At 39.2% G+C, this 20,459-nt stretch carries 20 protein-coding genes; 12 read left to right on the plus strand and 8 right to left on the minus strand.

The features are described from left to right. Positions 1 to 47 precede the first annotated feature (47 nt). Both PE36_RS02215 and PE36_RS02220 read right to left on the minus strand, forming a co-directional pair. Positions 48 to 707, minus strand: a complete 660-nt coding sequence (locus PE36_RS02215; protein ID WP_006030311.1) for a DUF2913 family protein — start codon at positions 705 to 707, stop codon at positions 48 to 50. Between the two features lie 17 nt (positions 708 to 724). After that, entirely contained in the window at positions 725 to 967 is a 243-nt protein-coding gene (locus PE36_RS02220) for a hypothetical protein (RefSeq protein ID WP_006030312.1), read from the minus strand. Positions 968 to 1,159: 192 nt separating this feature from the next. Between PE36_RS02220 and PE36_RS02225 the strand changes: the two genes are divergently transcribed. The 5 genes from PE36_RS02225 to PE36_RS02245 are packed head-to-tail and all read left to right on the plus strand — an operon-like array spanning position 1,160 to position 5,050. Further along, positions 1,160 to 1,603 (plus strand): YHS domain-containing (seleno)protein, encoded by a 444-nt coding sequence (locus tag PE36_RS02225; RefSeq protein WP_006030313.1) that lies wholly within the window; start codon positions 1,160 to 1,162, stop codon positions 1,601 to 1,603. Positions 1,604 to 1,620: 17 nt separating this feature from the next. Continuing rightward, positions 1,621 to 2,124 carry a hypothetical protein gene (locus PE36_RS02230; protein ID WP_006030314.1) on the plus strand — a complete coding sequence of 168 codons (504 nt, stop codon included), beginning with the start codon at positions 1,621 to 1,623 and terminating at the stop codon, positions 2,122 to 2,124. Between the two features lie 4 nt (positions 2,125 to 2,128). Then, positions 2,129 to 3,001, plus strand: coding sequence for a hypothetical protein (locus PE36_RS02235; protein ID WP_006030315.1), 873 nt, complete (start codon positions 2,129 to 2,131; stop codon positions 2,999 to 3,001). Further along, the gene (locus PE36_RS02240) at positions 2,961 to 3,869 is read left to right on the plus strand and encodes a cyanophycin synthetase (protein WP_043993667.1); all 909 of its coding nucleotides are present in this window, start codon (positions 2,961 to 2,963) and stop codon (positions 3,867 to 3,869) included. The genes PE36_RS02235 and PE36_RS02240 overlap by 41 nt, the downstream gene beginning before the upstream one ends. After that, on the plus strand, positions 3,869 to 5,050 hold the full coding sequence (locus PE36_RS02245) for a hypothetical protein (RefSeq protein WP_006030317.1): 1,182 nt from the start codon (positions 3,869 to 3,871) through the stop codon (positions 5,048 to 5,050). The genes PE36_RS02240 and PE36_RS02245 overlap by 1 nt, the downstream gene beginning before the upstream one ends. Before the next feature lie 74 nt (positions 5,051 to 5,124). Here the strand turns inward: PE36_RS02245 and PE36_RS02250 are convergent, their stop codons facing one another. Both PE36_RS02250 and PE36_RS02255 read right to left on the minus strand, forming a co-directional pair. After that, positions 5,125 to 5,994 (minus strand): NRDE family protein, encoded by an 870-nt coding sequence (locus PE36_RS02250; RefSeq protein ID WP_006030318.1) that lies wholly within the window; start codon positions 5,992 to 5,994, stop codon positions 5,125 to 5,127. Continuing rightward, positions 5,982 to 6,524 (minus strand): hypothetical protein, encoded by a 543-nt coding sequence (locus PE36_RS02255; RefSeq protein WP_006030319.1) that lies wholly within the window; start codon positions 6,522 to 6,524, stop codon positions 5,982 to 5,984. Before PE36_RS02255 ends, PE36_RS02250 begins: the two co-directional genes overlap by 13 nt. Positions 6,525 to 6,752: 228 nt before the next feature. Between PE36_RS02255 and PE36_RS02260 the strand changes: the two genes are divergently transcribed. The 3 genes from PE36_RS02260 to PE36_RS02270 all read left to right on the plus strand — a co-directional run bounded on the left by PE36_RS02260 (position 6,753) and on the right by PE36_RS02270 (position 10,136). Further along, on the plus strand, positions 6,753 to 7,094 hold the full coding sequence (locus PE36_RS02260) for a HopJ type III effector protein (RefSeq protein ID WP_006030320.1): 342 nt from the start codon (positions 6,753 to 6,755) through the stop codon (positions 7,092 to 7,094). A 235-nt stretch (positions 7,095 to 7,329) separates the two neighbouring features. Next, positions 7,330 to 8,010: a hypothetical protein gene (locus PE36_RS02265; protein ID WP_006030321.1), complete on the plus strand. Its 681-nt coding sequence runs from the start codon at positions 7,330 to 7,332 to the stop codon at positions 8,008 to 8,010. 296 nt (positions 8,011 to 8,306) lie between these two features. After that, positions 8,307 to 10,136, plus strand: a complete 1,830-nt coding sequence (locus PE36_RS02270) for a methyl-accepting chemotaxis protein (RefSeq protein WP_006030322.1) — start codon at positions 8,307 to 8,309, stop codon at positions 10,134 to 10,136. A 371-nt stretch (positions 10,137 to 10,507) separates the two neighbouring features. On the opposite strand, the gene PE36_RS02275 is transcribed toward PE36_RS02270, so the two are convergent. Both PE36_RS02275 and PE36_RS02280 read right to left on the minus strand, forming a co-directional pair. Then, positions 10,508 to 11,047 carry a thioesterase family protein gene (locus tag PE36_RS02275; RefSeq protein WP_043993676.1) on the minus strand — a complete coding sequence of 180 codons (540 nt, stop codon included), beginning with the start codon at positions 11,045 to 11,047 and terminating at the stop codon, positions 10,508 to 10,510. A gap of 127 nt (positions 11,048 to 11,174) precedes the next feature. Next, on the minus strand, positions 11,175 to 11,783 hold the full coding sequence (locus tag PE36_RS02280) for a LysE family translocator (protein WP_043993681.1): 609 nt from the start codon (positions 11,781 to 11,783) through the stop codon (positions 11,175 to 11,177). 131 nt (positions 11,784 to 11,914) lie between these two features. On the opposite strand from PE36_RS02280, the gene PE36_RS02285 reads away from it, so the two are divergent. From PE36_RS02285 to PE36_RS02295, 3 genes are all read left to right on the plus strand, one after another. Further along, positions 11,915 to 12,913, plus strand: a complete 999-nt coding sequence (locus PE36_RS02285; protein WP_006030325.1) for a GlxA family transcriptional regulator — start codon at positions 11,915 to 11,917, stop codon at positions 12,911 to 12,913. A gap of 159 nt (positions 12,914 to 13,072) precedes the next feature. After that, complete coding sequence (locus PE36_RS02290) at positions 13,073 to 15,808, plus strand: EAL domain-containing protein (protein WP_006030326.1); 2,736 nt, start codon at positions 13,073 to 13,075, stop codon at positions 15,806 to 15,808. 442 nt (positions 15,809 to 16,250) lie between these two features. Then, entirely contained in the window at positions 16,251 to 17,543 is a 1,293-nt protein-coding gene (locus tag PE36_RS02295; RefSeq protein ID WP_006030327.1) for an HAAAP family serine/threonine permease, read from the plus strand. A 115-nt stretch (positions 17,544 to 17,658) separates the two neighbouring features. Here the strand turns inward: PE36_RS02295 and PE36_RS02300 are convergent, their stop codons facing one another. Both PE36_RS02300 and yjjG read right to left on the minus strand, forming a co-directional pair. Then, complete coding sequence (locus tag PE36_RS02300; RefSeq protein ID WP_006030328.1) at positions 17,659 to 18,261, minus strand: hypothetical protein; 603 nt, start codon at positions 18,259 to 18,261, stop codon at positions 17,659 to 17,661. Positions 18,262 to 18,375: 114 nt separating this feature from the next. After that, entirely contained in the window at positions 18,376 to 19,053 is a 678-nt protein-coding gene (gene yjjG, locus PE36_RS02305; RefSeq protein WP_006030329.1) for a pyrimidine 5'-nucleotidase, read from the minus strand. Between the two features lie 633 nt (positions 19,054 to 19,686). Between yjjG and PE36_RS24515 the strand changes: the two genes are divergently transcribed. Beyond that, positions 19,687 to 19,854, plus strand: coding sequence for a hypothetical protein (locus PE36_RS24515; RefSeq protein ID WP_198138568.1), 168 nt, complete (start codon positions 19,687 to 19,689; stop codon positions 19,852 to 19,854). Positions 19,855 to 20,459: the final 605 nt, after the last annotated feature.

A 20,459-nucleotide genomic window follows, 5' to 3' on the forward strand; every position in this document is an offset into this window, starting at 1 on the left:
AAAAGCATACAGGGATAATCAAGATCATCCCTGTATAGCAGGCTAAATTAGTCTGCTAACGTCGGCAGAATAGCTAATTTTTTAGCGTGGTTAAACGGACGTAATATATAACGGTTATGACGTTTTACAATCGAACGATTAGTCGAGCCAAATACCAAATAACCATGTGAGAACATTTTATCAATAAATGCCCGATCACCATGACGAATAAACACTGAAAGCGGACTGTCCAATACCCCGTCGGTATCAGAGAAAGCGCGGTCATAGACTTCAGCACAAATCACCAGCGAATTTTCACCACTTGAGCTTAATTTAAACTTATCCGTCACTTTACTTTCAGTTTCAATCAACCAACCTTCATTATCAAGCTCAGTTAAGATATCTTCTAAAACAAACTGGGTTAAATTTTTATATTCCAGTTCGCAGATCTGCGTATAGACACGTTCAATTTTTTCGAAACGTTGTTTGAAAGCAGCCTTTGGCCCTAATGTGCGACTTTCTTGCAACCAAATTTTTAAGTCACTCGCTAAGATAATATCAAAACGCTTTTCTTTTAACGCAGTAATGATCCAGTTACCCAAAAAATGCGTTTCTGAAACGGGATTTTGTAAGCTACGCTTTTCTGCTTGCGCATCAGCTAACGCGGTTAAGCCTTCTCTAACGAGCTTTAACATATTAACGTTATAGGTTTTTTCTTGTTCAGACATGTTTGTTCCTCAGGCTATTAACCAGTAAATATTGTGCTCAAGGACACATTATTGAAACCTGCGTACGATATATAGGCACCAAAACCAATTGGTAGGATGACATAAATGAGTGAGTAAATGGTAAAACCGATTGGTCGGCCTAATGCTTTTCTCATAAAATCTAAACGTGCTTTTTGATGTTTAGCTTTAGCACGAGTTAACGCAATATAGCTGCCATGGCACAGCATAAATAGACCTAAGGCCAATGTATAAAAATCCATAAAACTACCTTTATAAAAACGACAAACAATAATGAGGGGGATCCTAACAAGAATTAAGATTATCGCAATGTACTTTTTTGCTATTAAATTGTGATAACTTTGTGATAACTCGCAATCTAATCACGGCTATAGTATAGACAAGACCTAGCACACAGCTTGCTAGCATACTTAAATACAGTGGGATTAATAGAGATGAGATATATAATTAAATTGTTAGTTATCAGCAGCCTAATTTTTTCGTTTAACAGTTTTGCTAAAGATCCTATCTATACTGGTTACTTTAGCAGTAAAGCAGTGAGCGGTTACGATACCGTGGCTTATTTTACCCAGTCAAAAGCGGTTAAAGGATTAAAAAAATTCAATTATGAATACCAAGGTGAAGATTGGTATTTTAGTAACAACCAACACCTTGCATTATTTAAACAAGATCCAGAGAAATACGCACCACAATATGGTGGTTATTGCGCCTATGCAGTTGCCCAAAATGATACGGCGTCTTCAGATCCCGAGCAGTGGACAATTGAAAACGGTAAGCTTTACTTAAATTACAACGCTGATATCAAGCAACAGTGGTTAGCAGACAAAGCAAACTTTATCACCAAAGCTGACCAAAACTGGCCTCACGTATTAAACTAATTAAAAGGATTCTCGATATGCTTACAAAAAAACGTATTTACACTATTGCTAGCTGGGTTATCGTGGTTTGGATCGCTAAAGTCTTTTTATCTTCTATTCCATACAAATTTTCTGGTCACCCAGATACCATGCATATCTTCTCAACCATAGGTTCATGGATGGCTACCACCTTGTCAGTCGATTTAGGTAGCTTCTTTGCCCAATACGGCGCAATTGTAGTTGGCAGCGCTGAATTAACAACAAGCCTATTGTTATTAAGTCCTTTAGTACTATTACTGAAAGATAAAATGTCAGGTCAAAACAGTGCACCTTTACGTGCAAAAATTCATGCTATAGGCGGTTTAGCATCTTCAGCTATTATGGCAGGAGCCGTGTTCTTCCACTTATTTACACCGTTAGGTATTGAAGTACTACATCAAGGTAAAAGTGATGGCGGGTCATTATTTATGGCTGCAGTATCAATCCTCATTTTAGGCTTAGTGTTATGTGCTATTAACTTAAAATTAATCAAAGCAGAGTGATCCTATGCTTATACGTGGCTTATTAATATTACATTACATGGTCTTTTGCTTTCGATTTTTGACTATTCCATGGCGTTATTTCCAGCTCAATGCGCGCTATTTTAATAAGCAAAAAAAGATATTCTCTAAGCAAGATTTAGATGCCATAACGCCTGTCGAATGGCGTTTAAACCAGTACATTGATCGGCCTGATTTACGTCCAGAGCGCTACCCTGTATTTGCTAAACCAGAATGGGGACAAAACTCGACCGGGGTCAGCTGTATCCATAGTTATGCTGAGCTTAGCGTATTACGAGAAAGCAGCGGTTATCAAGCGCAGAATTATTTAATTCAAGAAGCGGCAGTGGGTGCGATTGAGTTTGAGGTATTTGTTGTTAAACACCCTCTGAAAACGGGACAGTTTGCTGTAATGTCGATAACGCAAGTGATTAACAACAGCGCAGATAAATTTCCCGTCAATGGGATTTATAACAATGATACCCAATACCAAGATATTACCGACGCATTAAGCCCTGCAGAGCAGCAACGGCTGTGGCAAGAGCTTAATCGCATGGGTGACTTTACAATCGCCCGCTATAGTTTGAAAGCGGATTCATTAGGTGCACTATTACAACGACAATTTAAGCTCGTCGAAGTCAATTTATATGTGCCGATGCCGCTTAGTTTATTAAGTCATAATTTGACCCGGTTACAGAAGTACCAGTTACTGTATAACACCACGCATTCACTTGCTCAGTTAGCGCAACAGCTAAACAGCAAAAAAGTAACCCAAGGTATTTTCTTTAATAAGTTGATCGCCGCCAGACGGGGTCATAATACAAGGATCTTGAATCAAGATGAAACGAGTAAAACAACTAATTTACAAATGGATCAGTAGCAAATTCATGGATGGCTGTAGTAACTACAACAGCCTAGAAGTACGCCGCGGTTGTCGCTCCAAGAAACAGGCGCGTGATAAGTTTGCGGCGGGTAATATTCCTCATGCCCAAGGGACTATTTTCTTTAACCCTTTAACTGCGGTTAAGTTTGCTAAAGCGCATGGTTTTCCATTAGTGATTAAACCCAATGTCAGTGGTTTTTCGCGTGGCAGTCATTTTCCTATTCGTAATTATAAAGAACTTTGGCGGGCGATGTTCTTGGCTAAACTGTGGTGGCCGACGACGGTTGTAGAGCAATATTTACAAGGTAAAAACTACCGTGTTGTGATCACGAAAACGGGCGTAATTTCAGTCTTACAACGTTATCCCGCATTTGTAAACGGTGATGGAGTCAATACCATCAGCAGCTTAATCGAAACAGAAAATGCGGTACGTGAAAAAATGGGGCTTTATCCATGCAATAACCCGATATCTCAAGGCCAACAAACAATCAGTTATCTTGCTAAGCAAGGTTTAACCTTAACGTCAGTGCCCGATAACGAACAGCAAGTTGAATTGTTTTATCGTATATCGTTAGCACCGGGCGGCGTGGTTGAAACCATCAAGCGCGATCTGATACCAAGCTACAACCATGAATTGTTTGCCAAGGTATTAAATTTATTTGATGCTGAAATCTTAGGTATTGATGTGATCATGGAACAAGGTATTGAGCATGATGCCCGTGAGCAAAAGTTGATCTTCCTAGAAGTAAACTCACGCCCTTATCTAAAAATGCACAACTACCCACGTTACGGTGAAGCAGATGATCTGTCAGGACAGTTAGGATTAATCAGCGTAGCGACTAACCAACAAGCAGACACCTTCTAATGTCCTCGGTACTTCCTAAGCTGGCACCGGCCAGCTATTTCACTGTATTCTCGGCCATTCACAGCTTTGTGATTGGCTTATTACCTTTCTACCTGCCTATCCTTATCTGGCAGCAATACCAACAACTCGCGCCGCTGACAACGTTTATAGCCTGGACAGGTGCAGGCTATATAATGGCATTGTGGGGCTGGCATCAACTATTCATCCGCGGTTACTGGCGCACCTTAGTAACACTCTCGTTTGTGTTCGAGGTAGGACTCATCTATGTGGCGCTATTCCATGCAGCAAGTACTCACTTGATCATACTCGGTTTACTCAATGGTCTGTTTAATTGCAGTTATTGGATGTTACAACGCATACTGTTTAACAGCATCAGTGGCCGTAATGATACCGGGCGCTTATTCGGTAATTTACAATTAATATTAGGCTTGAGCTTAAAACTGGGGATCTTGATTGGCGGCTATTTTATGCAATCGCAACCTTGGGTTATTTTTACCTTAAGTCTTATTGCTGGTCTGGGCTTTTGTATACTGACATTAAGTTCGCTAACCACACAGCACTTCGTCTATAAGCAAAGTGATCACTCACAACCGAAATCGGTTATCAGTATACGTGATAAGATAGTGTTTCTCGTTGATGGTCCTTTTTTATACCTTGAAAGCTACTTATGGGTGGTGAGTATTTTTCATCTCACTAACAATGATACCAGTCAATTTAGCTTAACCGTTATCGCCCTTTCGTTATCCTTGGGGTTAATCTTTTACTTCATCAAAAACACCATCGATAAGCAACCTCAATATCGGTTATACCAAGTGGCGACACTGCTTTATCTTGGCGGTTGGTTAATGCGGGGTTGGATCTCGGCTGATTGGAGCGGCTTTGCCATCGGTTTAGGCTTACTGAGTATTGCCTTTGCCACGGCGCTGTTTCGCTTATACTTCAACAAGCGTTTTTATGATAAAGCCAAACAACAAGCCAATTACCACTACTTAATCAGTAAAAGCCTGTATTCTCAGCTTGGCATTGTGGTGTTTTTTACCGGTTTAACGGTACTATCGAATCTAACAAGCTTTAGCTTAAGCCAGGTATATTGGGCGGTCTTACCCTTAATTGCAGTTTATGTGTTGTATCAGCAGATTGATCACAACGATAAGCCGATCGACAAATGCATCGCATCATAAACAACAAAGCCGTAGAGATACGGCTGAACGTTATATACCCAAGCTAAGTTAAAGCCATAAAAATACTGGCAAGTTCAGACTACTTCAACGCAAGTTTCTCGCTGTGGATATAAAGCATAAGACTGATGTTGCTTCGATGAACACGGACAACCACAGACATAATTCATTTTAAGTTGCTTACGGGTAGCAATGAGATGAGTAAAACTGACCGTATGTGCATCATCACGGTGCATACAAACCGATAAATAAGACGGTGCAGGCTCATGACTGGCATGAAATCGTGTCAGCGCTAAACTGTTCTTATCATCAATACACCGCTGATTCGTTAATTCAATAATGTTTTCTTCAACGCTATCAATATCAACCGGCGCAGGCGTTGGGCTTATTTCCAGCTCATCATTGCACCCGTCGCCTGAAAATAACACCTGGTGCTGTAATAAGATGGCGTTATGGTGGTCTTCGCGGTAGTTAGTCACTTCGGCTAGCGCAATTGATGACGATATCATCGGTGATACAGCGGTCACAGTGGTGAGTTCAAAACCATCCCAACGTACCGCATAGACATCTCCAATTTGTGTCGTGAGATGACTTGGGAACACTAATAACGTAAAGGCAGCATAGCGCTGTAAAGGCAGTTTTTTTAATGCCGCCCGGATCTTCGTCAGTGACGTATTACTGATTAATGATTTGACTAATAAACCACGGCTGATCAGTATTTTCTCGGGCGGTTTTTGTTGATAATAATTCAGTAAACATATCGATAAACCCGCTTGATTCATCGCAATCCAACTGCCCCCACCAACCGGATCCACAGGCATCAAATATTTAACGCCAAGATCATTAAAGTATTTTGGTGAGTATGCCAGAGCACGGCCCTTTTGCTCATCTCGGTTAAAGAAGACTTGATAGCCATCATTTGCCAACAACCAGCTTACTGTACACATGATGAACCATTCCTCAATGCAGTGAGTGTCGCAGGTGCAATGCCCATATTTTTCGGTGTATCGAAGTCACACAATTTTGCCGAAATATCCATTAATGCATAATGATGGATCGCATGCGTACTGACAAATATAAGCTCACGCATTAATGATGTTTCAACTTCCGCGACTAAGGTATTAACCACTGATACTTCTGTCGACATCATTATTTTGTTGTTCATCATGTGCGGCTGTAATGTGAGCAGCCAAGTTTTGATATGTTCTAATTCAGATAAGCCCGTCATACGACACGATTCAACCAGCGCCCCACGACGACGAACATCATAATCAATTACTCCAACATGTTCTTTTAATACATAATAAAGATCGAGAATGTGACGTAAATGCTCACCAATACAGCTCGTCATATAAGGCTTCGCACGCATACAATATTGCTCATTGGTCATCGCCATGAGTAAAGTAATCCCTTGGTCTAAACCTTCTATATTCCCTTTTATTACCGTTCTAAATTGCTCTACAGGGCCTGACACCATAATTATTCCTTTTATCAGTACTTATTCTAAGTAAAGCATACATCAAATACGGGGGTTAATTTATCACGAAAAAATCACAATTTGAGTGAGAAAGCGTACCATATCAACCCGTGTTTACTGAATAAATAGGTGAACATTGAAACTAATTGGTAAATTATTACTCATTTAGCTAACATTTATGATAAATTAGGGGAAGATAGCAAATACTTTAAATTGATGGGACACTCCATGTTAAATGATTTTTTAAATAAATTATCGGCACAACCAACTACTATTCAGTTCGAAGATGTCATCGCTGTTATTGATGAAAGCTATGATTTCACAGCCACTAAATTTTATAATGGCTACCTAGTAAACGAAGCAACTGAAAACACCGGTTCATGCAAATTGTTTGCACTAGGTCGTTTAAATAAATTCACCAAACAGCAAATGCTAGAGTGTTTCGGTACTTATTACCGTGATGACGTACTAAATAACCCAGACGGTGATGACCATGCCAACATCCGTTACTTTATGCGTACTGGCTGGTCAGGTATTCAATTCGAAACACTGCCGCTAAAATTAAAATAATGTTAATGCGTTAACATTATGTTGAGGCAGAGAAAGCCTTATTTTCTCTGCTCACATTCCCCCTCATATTGAGAATGATTAATCACTTTACAGAGCAATCCCCCCCCTAGCAACATTGCTTAGCATAAAATAATCTCCATACTGAATCTATCTTACTAACCAAATTTAACCCGTTATACTTATAGCAACTGCGTTATGTCTCCCAGCTTTAGCAAACAGCTAACAAGGAGTTGATATGTATATTCATCTAAATGGTTTTGACTTTGAGTTTTCAAAGCAAGTGATCGCTTCTTTTATCAACAGCACTGATTATCAAAGTCAATCATCTGACATCGCAGGTATCCACCTTGCCGATACTTATCAGCAGATGCTGCATGCTGGCATCAGTAAAAGTGAACTGATAAAAGCAATATTAAACTATCATATCAGTGCCTTAAATGAAGATGGCATCAGTGTTAATGCGATCAAAGAATCGACGTATAGCGATATCAATGTCAGTTTTTTAATTGATGTCAAAAGTGATAGCTTTGCCCGATTTTTAAATTTCGATGATCATAAAACAGAAGACACCGTATGTATTAATATGCGTAATTTTGACCATCAATTTACCCTCACCTATTCCCAGTTAATTCAACTTGAAGAGTCTTATCAAGACAAAACACCAGAACAACTACTCATACTGTTTTTAGAAACATTTAAAACGATTATGGAAAGCGAAGACACCGTATCACGACAATGCCATTACGCCATTCTTGTCAGTACAGGATTACTGTTATTTGCAGATCAACTCAATATTCTTGATGCCATCCAGTATAGTGAGATTGAATTTGAGCTGAACACCGACCGACTTTTATTAAATTTACCCGCGGGTTTAGAGACCTGCTTATTTGAACTCGAATTTAATACCGAAATTTAATACCGAAATCGAATAACACAAATAACCAACAAATAACCAACAAATAACCAACAAATAACCAACAAATAAGTATATAAAGCAACACCCCCCAGCTTTAACAATAAAAATATGTAAAATAAATTAAAATTTATCAATTTATTTTTATTTGTAACAAACTAATTTTTAAAATAAAAATATTTTCCCGGCTAAAAAAGATGATTTCACTCCATTTACTCTTAAAGAAATTACATTTCAAGCCGACTATATAGACCTAGCCACGGGGTTGGCAATGTTAATTAGGTAGGATATTGTAGAAGATGAAAATCAGAGATAAATTATTAGGGCTTACAGGTATTTCAGTCAGCGCACTGCTATTGGTACTCGGTATGTCTTGGGTTGCCAACGAAAAAATCATGGGTATTAACCATGCTGCAACCGATGTAAAACAATTAGAAGTTACGCTCTTAAATTTACGCCGTAATGAAAAAGATTTTTTATTACGCTTAGATGCAAAGTATCTCGATAAATTTCAAGCCAACTACATATTATTTCAAACTGAATTGAGGCTGCTAACAGAAGAACTCACCACGCTCAATATTATTGTGCCAAGTGCGGCCACCTTGCCGGCGTCAATGAAAGATTATAATAGCACGGTGAACGCACTGGTCAGCAATTATCAAACACTGGGACTGAGCAATGAACAGGGTTTGCTGAAACGCCTAAATAGTGGTTATAAGCGGCTGCTGCAAACTGCGGATCGCTATAACCGTAATCTGTTAATTACCACCGATCTTGCACAAACCGCTAAAATATTTGCATTACTGGGTAAACAAGAATACTACCTGGACTACCAAGCTAAGTTGGCGCTTTATGACCAGCAACTCGCGCTTGATTTTGGTAGTAACTATACTGATTTCCGTGCCACGATGGCTGAGATCATTACGCAATATAACACGATAGGTAATACGCCAAAAACGGGATTACGTGGTGAAATGCGGGGATATTCACATCAAGTTGAACGTATCTTTAAAACCATGAGTCAGCAACTCAATGACGAAATAGTAAACCAACAGCAGCAAACAATGATGTTTACTATTATAGCGGTATTAATCGTGATAATAGCCCTGCTCACACTGTCTTGGTTAATTAGCAGCTCTATCCAACGTCGTATACAAAGCCTAAGTAGCTTGATGGCAACGATAGCTAAAAGCCATGATTTAACGGCTGTTGCGGATGAAAAAGGTAACGATGAATTATCACAAATGGCCGGTAACTTTAACTATTTATTAGCCCATTTACGTGAACTTGTCAGCAATGTTCAGTCTGCAGTATATGAACTTGGTTCGGCATCCGCACAATTACAAGAACGTAGTATTGATTCTGAAGACGCAATGAGCCGCCAACAAGCCGAAACGGATGCAGTCGCAACAGCCATTACAGAAATGGGCTCAACCATTCGCGAAATTGCTCACAATACCGAAAGTGCAGCAAGTAATGCGGACAATAGCCATAACGGCGCAATGGAAGGTTTATCTGAAGTAAGTGCAACCAAAGATCGTATTCGCATTTTATCTGACGACTTATCTAAAACCAGTGAGGAAATCTCAAACCTTTCTACCCTGTCAGATAACATCGGGTCAGTGCTGGATGTGATCCGTTCAATCGCAGAGCAAACCAATTTACTGGCACTAAATGCCGCTATCGAGGCTGCCCGAGCAGGTGAACAAGGTCGAGGTTTTGCGGTTGTGGCCGATGAAGTACGCTCTTTGGCATTAAGAACCCGTCAATCTACAGAAGAGATCACCGGTATTATTGCGACATTGCAAGAGCAAACGGGCCAGGTTGTTCTACACATTAGCCGTTGCCATGAACAAGGCGAATTAAGCGTAGAGCAAGCCGATAGCGCTGAATCTAAGATTGGTCAAATCATGTCTGATATGCAGCTCATCATGGATACCAGCACTCAGATAGCCACAGCCGTTGAACAGCAAACTGTCGTCTCTGATGAAATAGGCCGTAACGTCACTTCAATTCGTGATATCACTAGCCAAAACTCACAAATCACGCATGAAAACGCACAAGCAGCCAGCGCAATTGCGGATCAGGCTAAAAACCTAGATCGAGCCATTGCGCAATATACCGTGTAATAACACTGCTTATCGGTACGTTTTGATAATAACTCGATAACAGATATATACCCAAGCTACTTCAAGATGCACAATCAGCAAGCCGAAAGGAGAGGATATTCAAGGCATGAAGTCGAGGATTTAGTTATTCTAAATTAAGACTTCATAACGCTGAAGATGCCTTCGTTCGGCTTGCCCTACGGGAGGCGAGCAGGAATAACAGTACAGCGTTACAATATTTGAAAATGGAATAACCATTATCTACATATTGCGCCTTGCTCTGATATCCCTGCTCGTCTCTGATATAGCATCTTGAAGTAACTTGGGTATAAAAGACCGAAGTCATCGCTTTGGTCTTTTTGTATCTATACCCTCACCATCAGAGAGTTAGATTAACTATTTTCTTTTATCGCTTGTTGCATCGCTAACCAATTTTCGACTACCGGATGCAATACCCTATTGTCCAGATCAACCATCACCGAACCGTTCAGTTCTGAGTCAGCCGTTAATAATGAATGCGGTGCCACAGCCTTGCCTGATTTCAAGGCAATTTCTTTCACTAACCCAATCGCGACTAATTTGTTGCCACAAAAAAACTGATGCTGGTAATAAAAATATTTATCATCGCAACTCAAAATTTCCGTAGTCATCGTAAACGCTTGAAATGGACGAATCGGTTTTAAATAAATAAAATCTTGCGCGGCAATCATACGTAAACCATAACGACCAGATAACGCCAGTCGAGAACTATGCCAGATACCAAAACGGCCTAATTCCATGAAACTAAATACCCGGTAATTAGGTAAATGATCACGCCAACCCAGATCGTGTAACCAAACTCGAAACCGATCACTGCGTTTATCAACCAGTGCCACCGCATCCTGCTTACGGGCACTAAAGATAATGATGAGCATTCTAAAAAATAAATTCATGTAACTCCCTTTCATAAAAATAAATTGACGTACCATACTGACCTAAGTACATATAATGTAAAGCAAATACAATGTAAATATAAAACAAAGCGACTATGAAATAGTATTCATACTATGTTTAGTCTCGCTACGCCAATGTCATCGAAACACCGAGAACAATAAACAACATGCCGCAACCCTGATTAAAACGCTGCCCGCTTTGCATTAATTTAGGACGAATACTGTGAGCAACGCATGCGATGCCATATTCAGCCAAAAATTCAACACAAATAAAGGTGATCGCAATAACAATAAACTGCGGCAGTAACGCCACATCAGGATCAATAAACTGAGCTAAGAATGCGGTAAAGAACAGTAATACTTTCGGATTTGATAACGCTGCAAAAAAACCTTGTCGAAACAAACTAGTAGGACTATATATTTGGCTTTCAGCAAGCTCGGTCAACTCCAGCGCAGGGGCATACCATAGCTTGATACCCAACCAAACTAGATACGCAGCACCAACCCACTGCAATGCTATCATGGCATCAGGTTGCGCTTGCAATACCGCACCTAAACCAAACATAGCGATTGCAATTAAGATCAAAAATCCAAACACACCACCACATATAGTAAACAGTGTACGTCGGTGTCCATAACGCGCACCGTGGCTCAATGCCAATAATGAATTAGGCCCAGGCACGACCGCCAGCCCCATTGCCGCAACTAAAAATACTAACCAAAGATTAAACGCCATAACCATATCCACATGAACAGAAGTACAATGAGTATAAATTCCAACAATAAAAATGAACGGTATAATTTGGACGTTTAATGGTATTCTTTGGACATATCGATAAATACACGAGCCATTAACGGATACCAGCCATGAACTCAGCAGACGTTCGTTTTCTACTATTACCCCTGCCCGAATTTAATATGCTACCGTTTGGTGGTTTTTTAGATAAATTACGTTTTTCGGCTGATGATGCAGACCATAGCCAACAGCGACATTGTTCATGGCAAGTTGTCGGTTTAGACACTACCCCGGTGACATCCAGTAGCGGTATATCCATTGAGATACAAGCAGCGTCTGCGGATATAAACCTCTGCCAGTATGATTACCTGGTTATTTTTGGTTGTCGCACTGCGCGTAAATCACAACAACAAGCACGGCATTACGGTGCATTTTTAAAACAAGCGGCAGCAGTCGGCATCACCTTAATTAGCATTGATAACGCTTGCTTTACCTTGGCTGAATTAGGTTTATTAAATGATCATAAAACGACCGTGCACTGGCGTCATATCAATGAGTTTAGTAATGCTTATCCGCGCTTGAAGATCGCGAATGAGCAGCTCTATTGCATCGATGATAAGCGCGTCAGCTGCGCTGGAGGAACGGCGGCAATTGATTTAGCAGTGGCGATACTCAGCCGTCATCTTGGACAAACCTGGGCAATAAAAGGACTGGCAGATATGCTGGTTGATGAAAGCCGCAATCAATTGCATCAATTAAAATCACGTCAACAAGCAATACATCATGATCGCCACCTTGGCCGTACCATTGTCTTAATGCAAGAGCTCATGGCCAGCAACACCTCAATTGAACAATTAGCAGCGCTGACAGGGTTAAGTCGCCGACAATTAGATAGACGCTTCAAACAGCATTTTAATATGTCTGCACATCAATATTGGAGCGAAATTCGCTTACAACATTTGCATTGGCGTTTACTTAATTCAGACCATTTTTTAGAAAATCTGGCGGATGAAGTTGGTTTTCAAGATAGCAGTTATTTATGCAAAGTATTTCGACTACGATTTAACCTTTCACCGGGTCAACTGCGCAGTCAAGCTCGGGATAAATATGAATCTAGCACTCATGAATAGCACCCAGCTTATCGCAACACCTATACATAAGTGCCCGTAACTTAAGTGTTCGTATTCCAAGCTATATCCTAAGAGGTAGCATAAATCACTCACACATATTGCAATCAATATCCAAAAAAGGCATATTTAAAGTATTCTCAATTATAATAGTTCACTAAAATGCAGTATTTTAAATCAAATAAACGGATTTATGTTTCGATTGCGATCTATATTTTATCTATTATTAGCTTGGCTACTTATAGCTACCTGCAAGAAAAAAACCACATCTACACGGCACTTGATTTAAAATTAAAAACGGCAGCCCTGACGATTTCCTCATTGTTACCAGCCAATTTTCATCAAAAAGAAATGGCTTATGATGAAAACTCAACGCAGCTAAATAGCATAAACAGAACTGTCTTATCCAATTACGCTAAAAATATAAATATAACCAATTTATATACGCTTATCCTGCGCGATAATCAGATCTTATTTACCTCAGCAAGCGACACGCCCATTGATGATAATGGTGTTGATAACAATAATATCGAATTCTTAACCACTTACGATGATGCCGACACCCAGCTCTATCATATTTTTACCGATCAACAACCCCGCTTAATCGAATACCAAGATAAATGGGGGCAATTTCGTAGTATTTTTATTCCGCTTTATGCCTCTGACGGGAGTATTTATGTTGCTGCGGCTGACATCACTATTGATACGATTTCTTTTCAGCTCAATCAACACTTCAACAAGACAATACTAATCTCTGCTATGTTTATGCTGACTGTATTTCTACTATTTGTAATGCAAACGGTAAGTTATCGCCAACAAGTTAAACAATTACGCGATAAAGTGGCACAAAGAACGGCTGAATTAGTACAAAGTGAAGCAAAGTTAAGTTCCATTTTTGAACATTCTCCGGTGGGCATTTTTCATTACAATAAACACGGTGTGTTATTAAGAACCAATCGGCATTTTGAAGATATTATCGGTGCAGATAAAAACGGTTTGATTGGCTTTAACATGCTGAAAAAGGTCCAAAACGCCAACCTTTCCAAGGCAATAAAATCGTCATTAAAAGGCCAGGTGAGTACCTTTGAAGGCGAATACATCTCGGTATCACATCGCAAAAAATCCTACCTAGAAGTCGATTTAGTCCCTCTATATTCAAATACTGGTGAAATAGATGGCGGGGTGGGTGTTTGTGACGATATCACTTTACAACAACAGAATACTGCCAATCTAAAAAAATTATCACGCGTTGTTGAATGCAGCTTAGACGGTATTATGATCACTAATACTCAAGGTGTCATTGAGTACGTAAACCCGAGTTTCACACAAATAACAGGCTACTCGTCAACAGAATCTGTCGGTGAAAAATCCAATTTTTTCCGTTCTACAACAACCACGAATGCGACTTACAATGAACTATGGAACAGCATTTCCAATGGAGATGAGTGGTCTGACGAAGTTCAAAATCAGCATAAAAATGGTGACCTCTACTGGGCTAAAGTAACGATTATTCCAATGACTAACGCCTGCGGTGAGATCACCCACTTCATTGGCATTCAAGTTGATATCACAAAATCAAGGATCATATCTAAGCAAATAGCCTATCAAGCAAAACACGATATGCTAACCGGCCTAATCAATCGTTATGAGTTTGAGCATCAACTTAGCGATGCTGTATGCAGTGTACAAGGTAGCCAACTTACCCATGTATTATGCTTCTTAGATTTAGACCAATTTAAAATAATTAATGATACTTGTGGCCATGCTGCTGGTGACGAGTTATTGCGTCAAATCGCAGGGTTAATCGGTGATAACCTAAAACCAAACGATACGTTAGCACGGTTAGGTGGCGACGAATTTGCAGTATTAATGCGAGATTGCCAGCTTACAGAAGCAGTAGTTGCAGCGAATGAAATATTAGACAAAGTGAAAAAATTCCAATTCATATGGAAAAAAAGTTGTTTTAGTGTGGGTGTCAGTATTGGTGTTGCAGAGATTTGTAATACTTCAGGAAATACCAGTGAAGTATTAATCCATGCCGATCTCGCTTGTTATGCAGCTAAAGACTTAGGCCGTAACAGGGTACATACCTACCATGATAACGATGAATTGTTAACGGCTCGAGATGATGAATTTCGTTGGGTAAATGAAATCAAAGAAGCCCTCAATGAAGACCGCTTTGAACTCTACGCCCAGCCTATCGTCGCACTGCAAGACACAGCCCAGAAACCTATTTTTGAAGTATTGCTACGCATGCAAGACAAAAATGGAGCACTGATTTCGCCAGGCGTATTCTTGCCAATCGCAGAACGTTATAACTTATCTGAACCGATAGATCGTTGGGTCATAGACCGTACATTACAGTGGATGAAAGCGCATAGCCAACAACTTGATATGTTTGACCACATTAGTATTAATTTATCCGGCGCGTCACTGGGTGACAGCGACCTGCTGCAACATATCATGACAACGATAACTCAAGCCAAAGTATCACCTCAACAGATCATGTTTGAAATTACCGAAACAGCCGCGATAAGTAATCTTGCCAGTGCTACGATCTTTATTAATACTTTAAGTACTTTTGGTTGCCAATTTGCATTAGATGACTTTGGTAGTGGCTTATCTTCATTTGCCTATCTCAAAAACCTACCCGTCAATACCCTTAAAATTGATGGCATATTTATTAAAGATATCTTAACCAACCCCATTGATGCCGCTATGGTAAAATCAATCAACGAGATTGGCCACTTAATGAAATTGAAAACCATCGCCGAATTCGTGGAAAACGATGCCATTAAACAAAAAGTTGAAACAATTGGTATCGACTTTGCCCAGGGCTATGGCATAGGGAAACCGCAACCCATAGACAAGATGCTGACCCTAAATCAATTATCATAATAGTATTTAGGCTAGTACAATTTTAGATACAGTATTTTATGCATTGTTAATCATGGCTAAAATTGCATTATCAAATGCTTATTTACTGCTACGAACAGCTAAACATTCCTTTCTATATATTTGCGTCTCTGATCTTATTTAGCTGTTATTTGATTAATTTATCATCAGCACATTTCAATCTACAGCACTCATAACGAGTGCTAGATCACATTATCTAGCAGTTATCTCAACAATAGATGTTATAAGATCAAATATATTTGACAGATTAAACTATTTTTTATAATTTGCAGTCTGAAAGAAGATATATAGTACTAAATAGGTATAAAAATAGAAGTGCACATCATCCATTTATCTTGTGCATTTGTTCACTTTACGGTGAAGCACGGAAGAATTATGACTATAGCTCTTTGCAGGTTTATACCTCTTACAGGAGATATCCATAATGGATACGTTAACAGCAAATATTTCAACTGCAAATACAGCAAGTAAGCCAAGCTCGGCATGGACTAAAAGTGACATCGTGTGGGTACTTGGCCTATATGGTACAGCCGTTGGTGCAGGCACCTTATTCCTCCCTATTACCGCTGGTGTAGGCGGCCTTATTCCGTTAATTATAATGGCTGTGTTAGCCTTACCTATGACCTTTTTTGCCCATCGAAGCATGACTCGGTTTGTGTTATCAAGTTCTAATCCTGGTGCCGATATTACCGAAGTAGTTGAAGAACATTTTGGCGTCGGAATGGGTAAACTAATCACCCTATTGTATTTCTTTGCTATTTATCCAATTTTACTTGTTTACAGTGTGGCACTAACCAACACAGTGCAAGATTTCATGTTAAACCAACTGCATATTCAACCACCACCACGAGCTATTCTAGCGCTTGTTCTGATCCTCGGCTTGATCGCAATTGTACGACTGGGTGAGCAACTCATCATTAAAGCAATGAGCATTTTAGTATTTCCATTTGTGGCGGTGTTGTTAATGCTAGCGTGTTACCTCATCCCTTATTGGAATGGTGCAATCTTCGAGCAAGTTATGCCTGCAGAAGGTGGCATGAGTTCGGTGATGATGTCGGTCTGGCTAATTTTGCCAGTCATGGTGTTCTCGTTTAATCACTCGCCTGTTATCTCTTCATTTGCAGTCGCGAAAAGAAATGAGTACGGTGATGATGCCGAGAAAAAATGCTCACGTATCTTATTGTGTGCACACGTAATGATGGTGGTGACGGTGATGTTTTTCGTATTCAGCTGTGTATTAAGCTTATCACCAGCGAATCTTGCAGAAGCCAAAGAAATGAACGTGTCTATTTTGACTTATTTAGCCAATCACTTTGATACTCCGGTCATCGCTTATACTGCGCCAATTGTGGCAATCATTGCTATCACCAAGTCATTTTTAGGTCATTATATCGGCGCAAGCGAAGGTCTTAACGGTCTAGTTGTAAAAGCAGCACGCAGCCAAGGTAAAGAAATAAGTAAAAAAACATTAAACAGTTTCACAACTGTATTCATGCTAGTTACGGCTTGGGCAGTGGCAACCATTAATCCAAATATTTTGCATATGATTGAAAGCCTAGGCGGACCAATCATTGCATTACTGCTCTTCATTATGCCTATGTATGCAATCCATAAAGTACCGGCAATGCAGAAGTACTCAGGTGCACTGAGTAATGTATTCGTAACCCTAATTGGTCTGATCTCAATTACGGCTATTTTTTATTCACTCGTGCAATAAACGTTATTCATAATACGTCCTCAATGTATCAACACATTTCAGGACAAGACATCGAATAGATGTAAAAAAGACGAGAGCAATCTCGTCTTTTTTTATATCTAAATATGAACAATCACTATTCAAAGTATAGGCTGAATGACAAACTTATATTGTCCCAACTCATCGCCTTATCTTGATCTTTAATCCACACATAAGATAAACCGAGAGCCATCGCCTGATCGATAAAGTACTTACCACCGACAGTAAATGATGTTGAATCAAGATAACCATACGTATATTGGCTATTACTAAATCCATGATTAACATTAAAATCCGCTTCAAATTCAGGGCTAGAAGAAATTTTAACACCAGCAATCACACTCGGATAAAAATCTGATTCTTGTGGTCGCGATATGCCATTCTCCCACGACTTAACGGTATTTTGAGTAAGGTTTGCACCCGCATAAAACTCGGTCATATGGCCAATATTCGTTGACGTCATTAAACCCGCGCCCAAAATATTGGCTTTGGCTTTTACGTTCGGGCTTAGCGCAATATCATCAGTGTGATGATAAAAGCCTGTAATATAGAAATCTTCAGTGATAGCACGTTCAACATTTAGCGCCCAATGCTTCGCTCGATAACTTATCTGCGCATTATTATGGCTAAATGGTTCAGCCATGAGTGTTGGTGCAACAATAAGTAACGGTATGCTTGCAAGCGTTGAAACTTTAAACATGTTTTTTCCTTTTCTATAAACAAATTAAATTTGAATTCACGTATTCCGTGTTTTGCTAAAAGTATATCGGCAAGCAGCCAAAAAATATAAGTATTTTTATAAACACGAGCTAAATTAAGCCGTGAATAACAATGATTGTAACTGTGTTAGTGACGTCACTTGATAGCTGGGTTTTATACCGTCAGGTAATGCTGAGTTCTCACTGTTAAGCCAGCAAGTATCAAATCCTGCATTCATCCCACCTAAAATATCAGAATGGGGATTATCACCAACCATCAATACTTGCTCACGTTGTATGTCGCCCATATGGGTTAACGCGTGCTCAAAAATACCAATATCGGGTTTAGCTATGCCGACTTGTTCAGAGATAACGAGGGGGGCGAACACATTTTTCAAGCCTGTTTTTTCTAAACGTACACGCTGCAATTCTGTAAACCCATTGGTAATGATACCCATATTTACCTTACCTGTTAATGCAGAGATAAGCTCTTTGGCACCGGGTAGCAAACAACAAATATCAGCCATGGCGGTCATAAATGCGCTATTTAAAGTTTGTGTCGTCACCGCTAATTTATCAGCCCAAAATTGGAAGCGGCGGTTTTGTAACTGGGTCGCGGTAATTTTTCCATCTTGATAGTCAACCCATAATGGTAAGTTGACGGTTTGATAATGACTAAAATCATCTCGACTAAAATCAACATCAAACCGGGAGAACATCAACTGCAAACCTTTAAATGCATCAAAATGGAATAATGTTTCATCGGCATCAAATAAGATCCATTGGTATTTCATGTAAATAACTCCAACGGCTAGCCGCTACATATAATAAGAATTGAAAAGATGAACTTTCAGTGAAAACATCAGGTTATCTTAATCATGAGGAGGGATTATACCCAAACTACTTCAAGATGCTATATCAGAGGCTCGCTGGGATAGCAGAATGAAGGCATCTTCGGCGTTATGAAGTCTTGATTTAGAATAACTAAATCCTCGACTTCATGCCTTGAATATACTCTTCTTTCGGTTTGCTGATTGTGCATCTTGAAATAGCTTGGGTATATGTGAAATACAACTAAACAATAAATAAAAACAAGTAACAATATCCAAAAATAAACTTGCCACAAAAGAAACACCCTGTTACTATCAGCACAGATTTATTTAATAACAATCCTCGAAATAAAAATCAGCGATTAAAGCCTTACCTAGAAACTTCCGTAAGCCAGATTAAAAAATCCAACATATAAAGCTAAATTATTGAACAACGAAATACAGCAAATGTTGCGTGCTGTAAACACTTCTAATCAAATCAGCTATTTATAAAAAAATAAAGATAGTTAGATTTCAGAATATTATCGTTATACGGTAATGAAGCTTATTACAAATAACGCGATAGCTTTAAGCTACGCCTTTATAGTGAGTTTTATTATGACTATTATTTTTAATGGTACACAGATCCAAATTAAACAACCGGTACACTCGATTTCAGTTCACAAAAACCGAGTAGCATTTACAGATTCACAAGGTGAGAAAATAGCTCAACTTGCAACAGTAAAAGAACGCCGTAACTTTATTGATATGCTAATAAATAGCTAATCACATCAATACCAATTCCCGATATTTTAACTAGAAAACGTTTAAATATCGGGATATTATCCCCCCCCCCCTTTTTTTCACATGTTCCATCGTATTTATCTTATCCCAAATAAAATCATTCCTATTATGATCTAATAAAATACATCAACATCCGTTTATTGGCTTATACCGATTGCATTAAATAAGTGCTCAATTATTTAGCCGGAAAAATTGACAATAACAAGACGTTAATTGCCGTAACTAGTTATTCTCATTACAAAATGAACAACACAGTTAGTGGCAGTTTTAACTAGAAAGAATGATCATCTATTTATTGTGATTGGTATTGATCAGTGGCAACTAAATTGGAAAGAACAATTGGACGGAATTTTAGACAAAAAAAAGCCAGGTTGTTAGCCTGACTTACATATAAGGGAAAAGAGGGTCGGCCAAAAAGCCTGCTTCTGTATCCGTAATACACTTCTTACATTGACTTACTTTTATCACTTACTAACTTCCTTACACTTTCTTCACTAACTCGTACATTTAATATACGCTATTCACTAACACTTACGTCTTCACTTATACGCACCTTTCACATGCGGTCTTCACTTACATTTTCTTAC

Source organism: Moritella sp. PE36 (assembly GCF_000170855.1).
GTDB lineage: Bacteria > Pseudomonadota > Gammaproteobacteria > Enterobacterales > Moritellaceae > Moritella.

Bases quoted from the DNA above. Each gene is read 5' to 3' on its own strand.
- PE36_RS02250 (WP_006030318.1), bottom strand. From the start codon at position 5,994: ATGTGTACAGTAAGCTGGTTGTTGGCAAATGATGGCTATCAAGTCTTC.
- PE36_RS02230 (WP_006030314.1), top strand. From the start codon at position 1,621: ATGCTTACAAAAAAACGTATTTACACTATTGCTAGCTGGGTTATCGTG.
- PE36_RS02285 (WP_006030325.1), top strand. From the start codon at position 11,915: ATGAACTCAGCAGACGTTCGTTTTCTACTATTACCCCTGCCCGAATTT.
- PE36_RS02300 (WP_006030328.1), bottom strand. From the start codon at position 18,261: ATGTTTAAAGTTTCAACGCTTGCAAGCATACCGTTACTTATTGTTGCA.
- PE36_RS02215 (WP_006030311.1), bottom strand. From the start codon at position 707: ATGTCTGAACAAGAAAAAACCTATAACGTTAATATGTTAAAGCTCGTT.
- PE36_RS02275 (WP_043993676.1), bottom strand. From the start codon at position 11,047: ATGAATTTATTTTTTAGAATGCTCATCATTATCTTTAGTGCCCGTAAG.
- PE36_RS02260 (WP_006030320.1), top strand. From the start codon at position 6,753: ATGTTAAATGATTTTTTAAATAAATTATCGGCACAACCAACTACTATT.
- PE36_RS24515 (WP_198138568.1), top strand. From the start codon at position 19,687: ATGACTATTATTTTTAATGGTACACAGATCCAAATTAAACAACCGGTA.
- yjjG (WP_006030329.1), bottom strand. From the start codon at position 19,053: ATGAAATACCAATGGATCTTATTTGATGCCGATGAAACATTATTCCAT.
- PE36_RS02240 (WP_043993667.1), top strand. From the start codon at position 2,961: ATGAAACGAGTAAAACAACTAATTTACAAATGGATCAGTAGCAAATTC.
- PE36_RS02235 (WP_006030315.1), top strand. From the start codon at position 2,129: ATGCTTATACGTGGCTTATTAATATTACATTACATGGTCTTTTGCTTT.
- PE36_RS02245 (WP_006030317.1), top strand. From the start codon at position 3,869: ATGTCCTCGGTACTTCCTAAGCTGGCACCGGCCAGCTATTTCACTGTA.
- PE36_RS02295 (WP_006030327.1), top strand. From the start codon at position 16,251: ATGGATACGTTAACAGCAAATATTTCAACTGCAAATACAGCAAGTAAG.
- PE36_RS02265 (WP_006030321.1), top strand. From the start codon at position 7,330: ATGTATATTCATCTAAATGGTTTTGACTTTGAGTTTTCAAAGCAAGTG.
- PE36_RS02225 (WP_006030313.1), top strand. From the start codon at position 1,160: ATGAGATATATAATTAAATTGTTAGTTATCAGCAGCCTAATTTTTTCG.
- PE36_RS02220 (WP_006030312.1), bottom strand. From the start codon at position 967: ATGGATTTTTATACATTGGCCTTAGGTCTATTTATGCTGTGCCATGGC.
- PE36_RS02290 (WP_006030326.1), top strand. From the start codon at position 13,073: ATGCAGTATTTTAAATCAAATAAACGGATTTATGTTTCGATTGCGATC.
- PE36_RS02280 (WP_043993681.1), bottom strand. From the start codon at position 11,783: ATGGCGTTTAATCTTTGGTTAGTATTTTTAGTTGCGGCAATGGGGCTG.
- PE36_RS02270 (WP_006030322.1), top strand. From the start codon at position 8,307: ATGAAAATCAGAGATAAATTATTAGGGCTTACAGGTATTTCAGTCAGC.
- PE36_RS02255 (WP_006030319.1), bottom strand. From the start codon at position 6,524: ATGGTGTCAGGCCCTGTAGAGCAATTTAGAACGGTAATAAAAGGGAAT.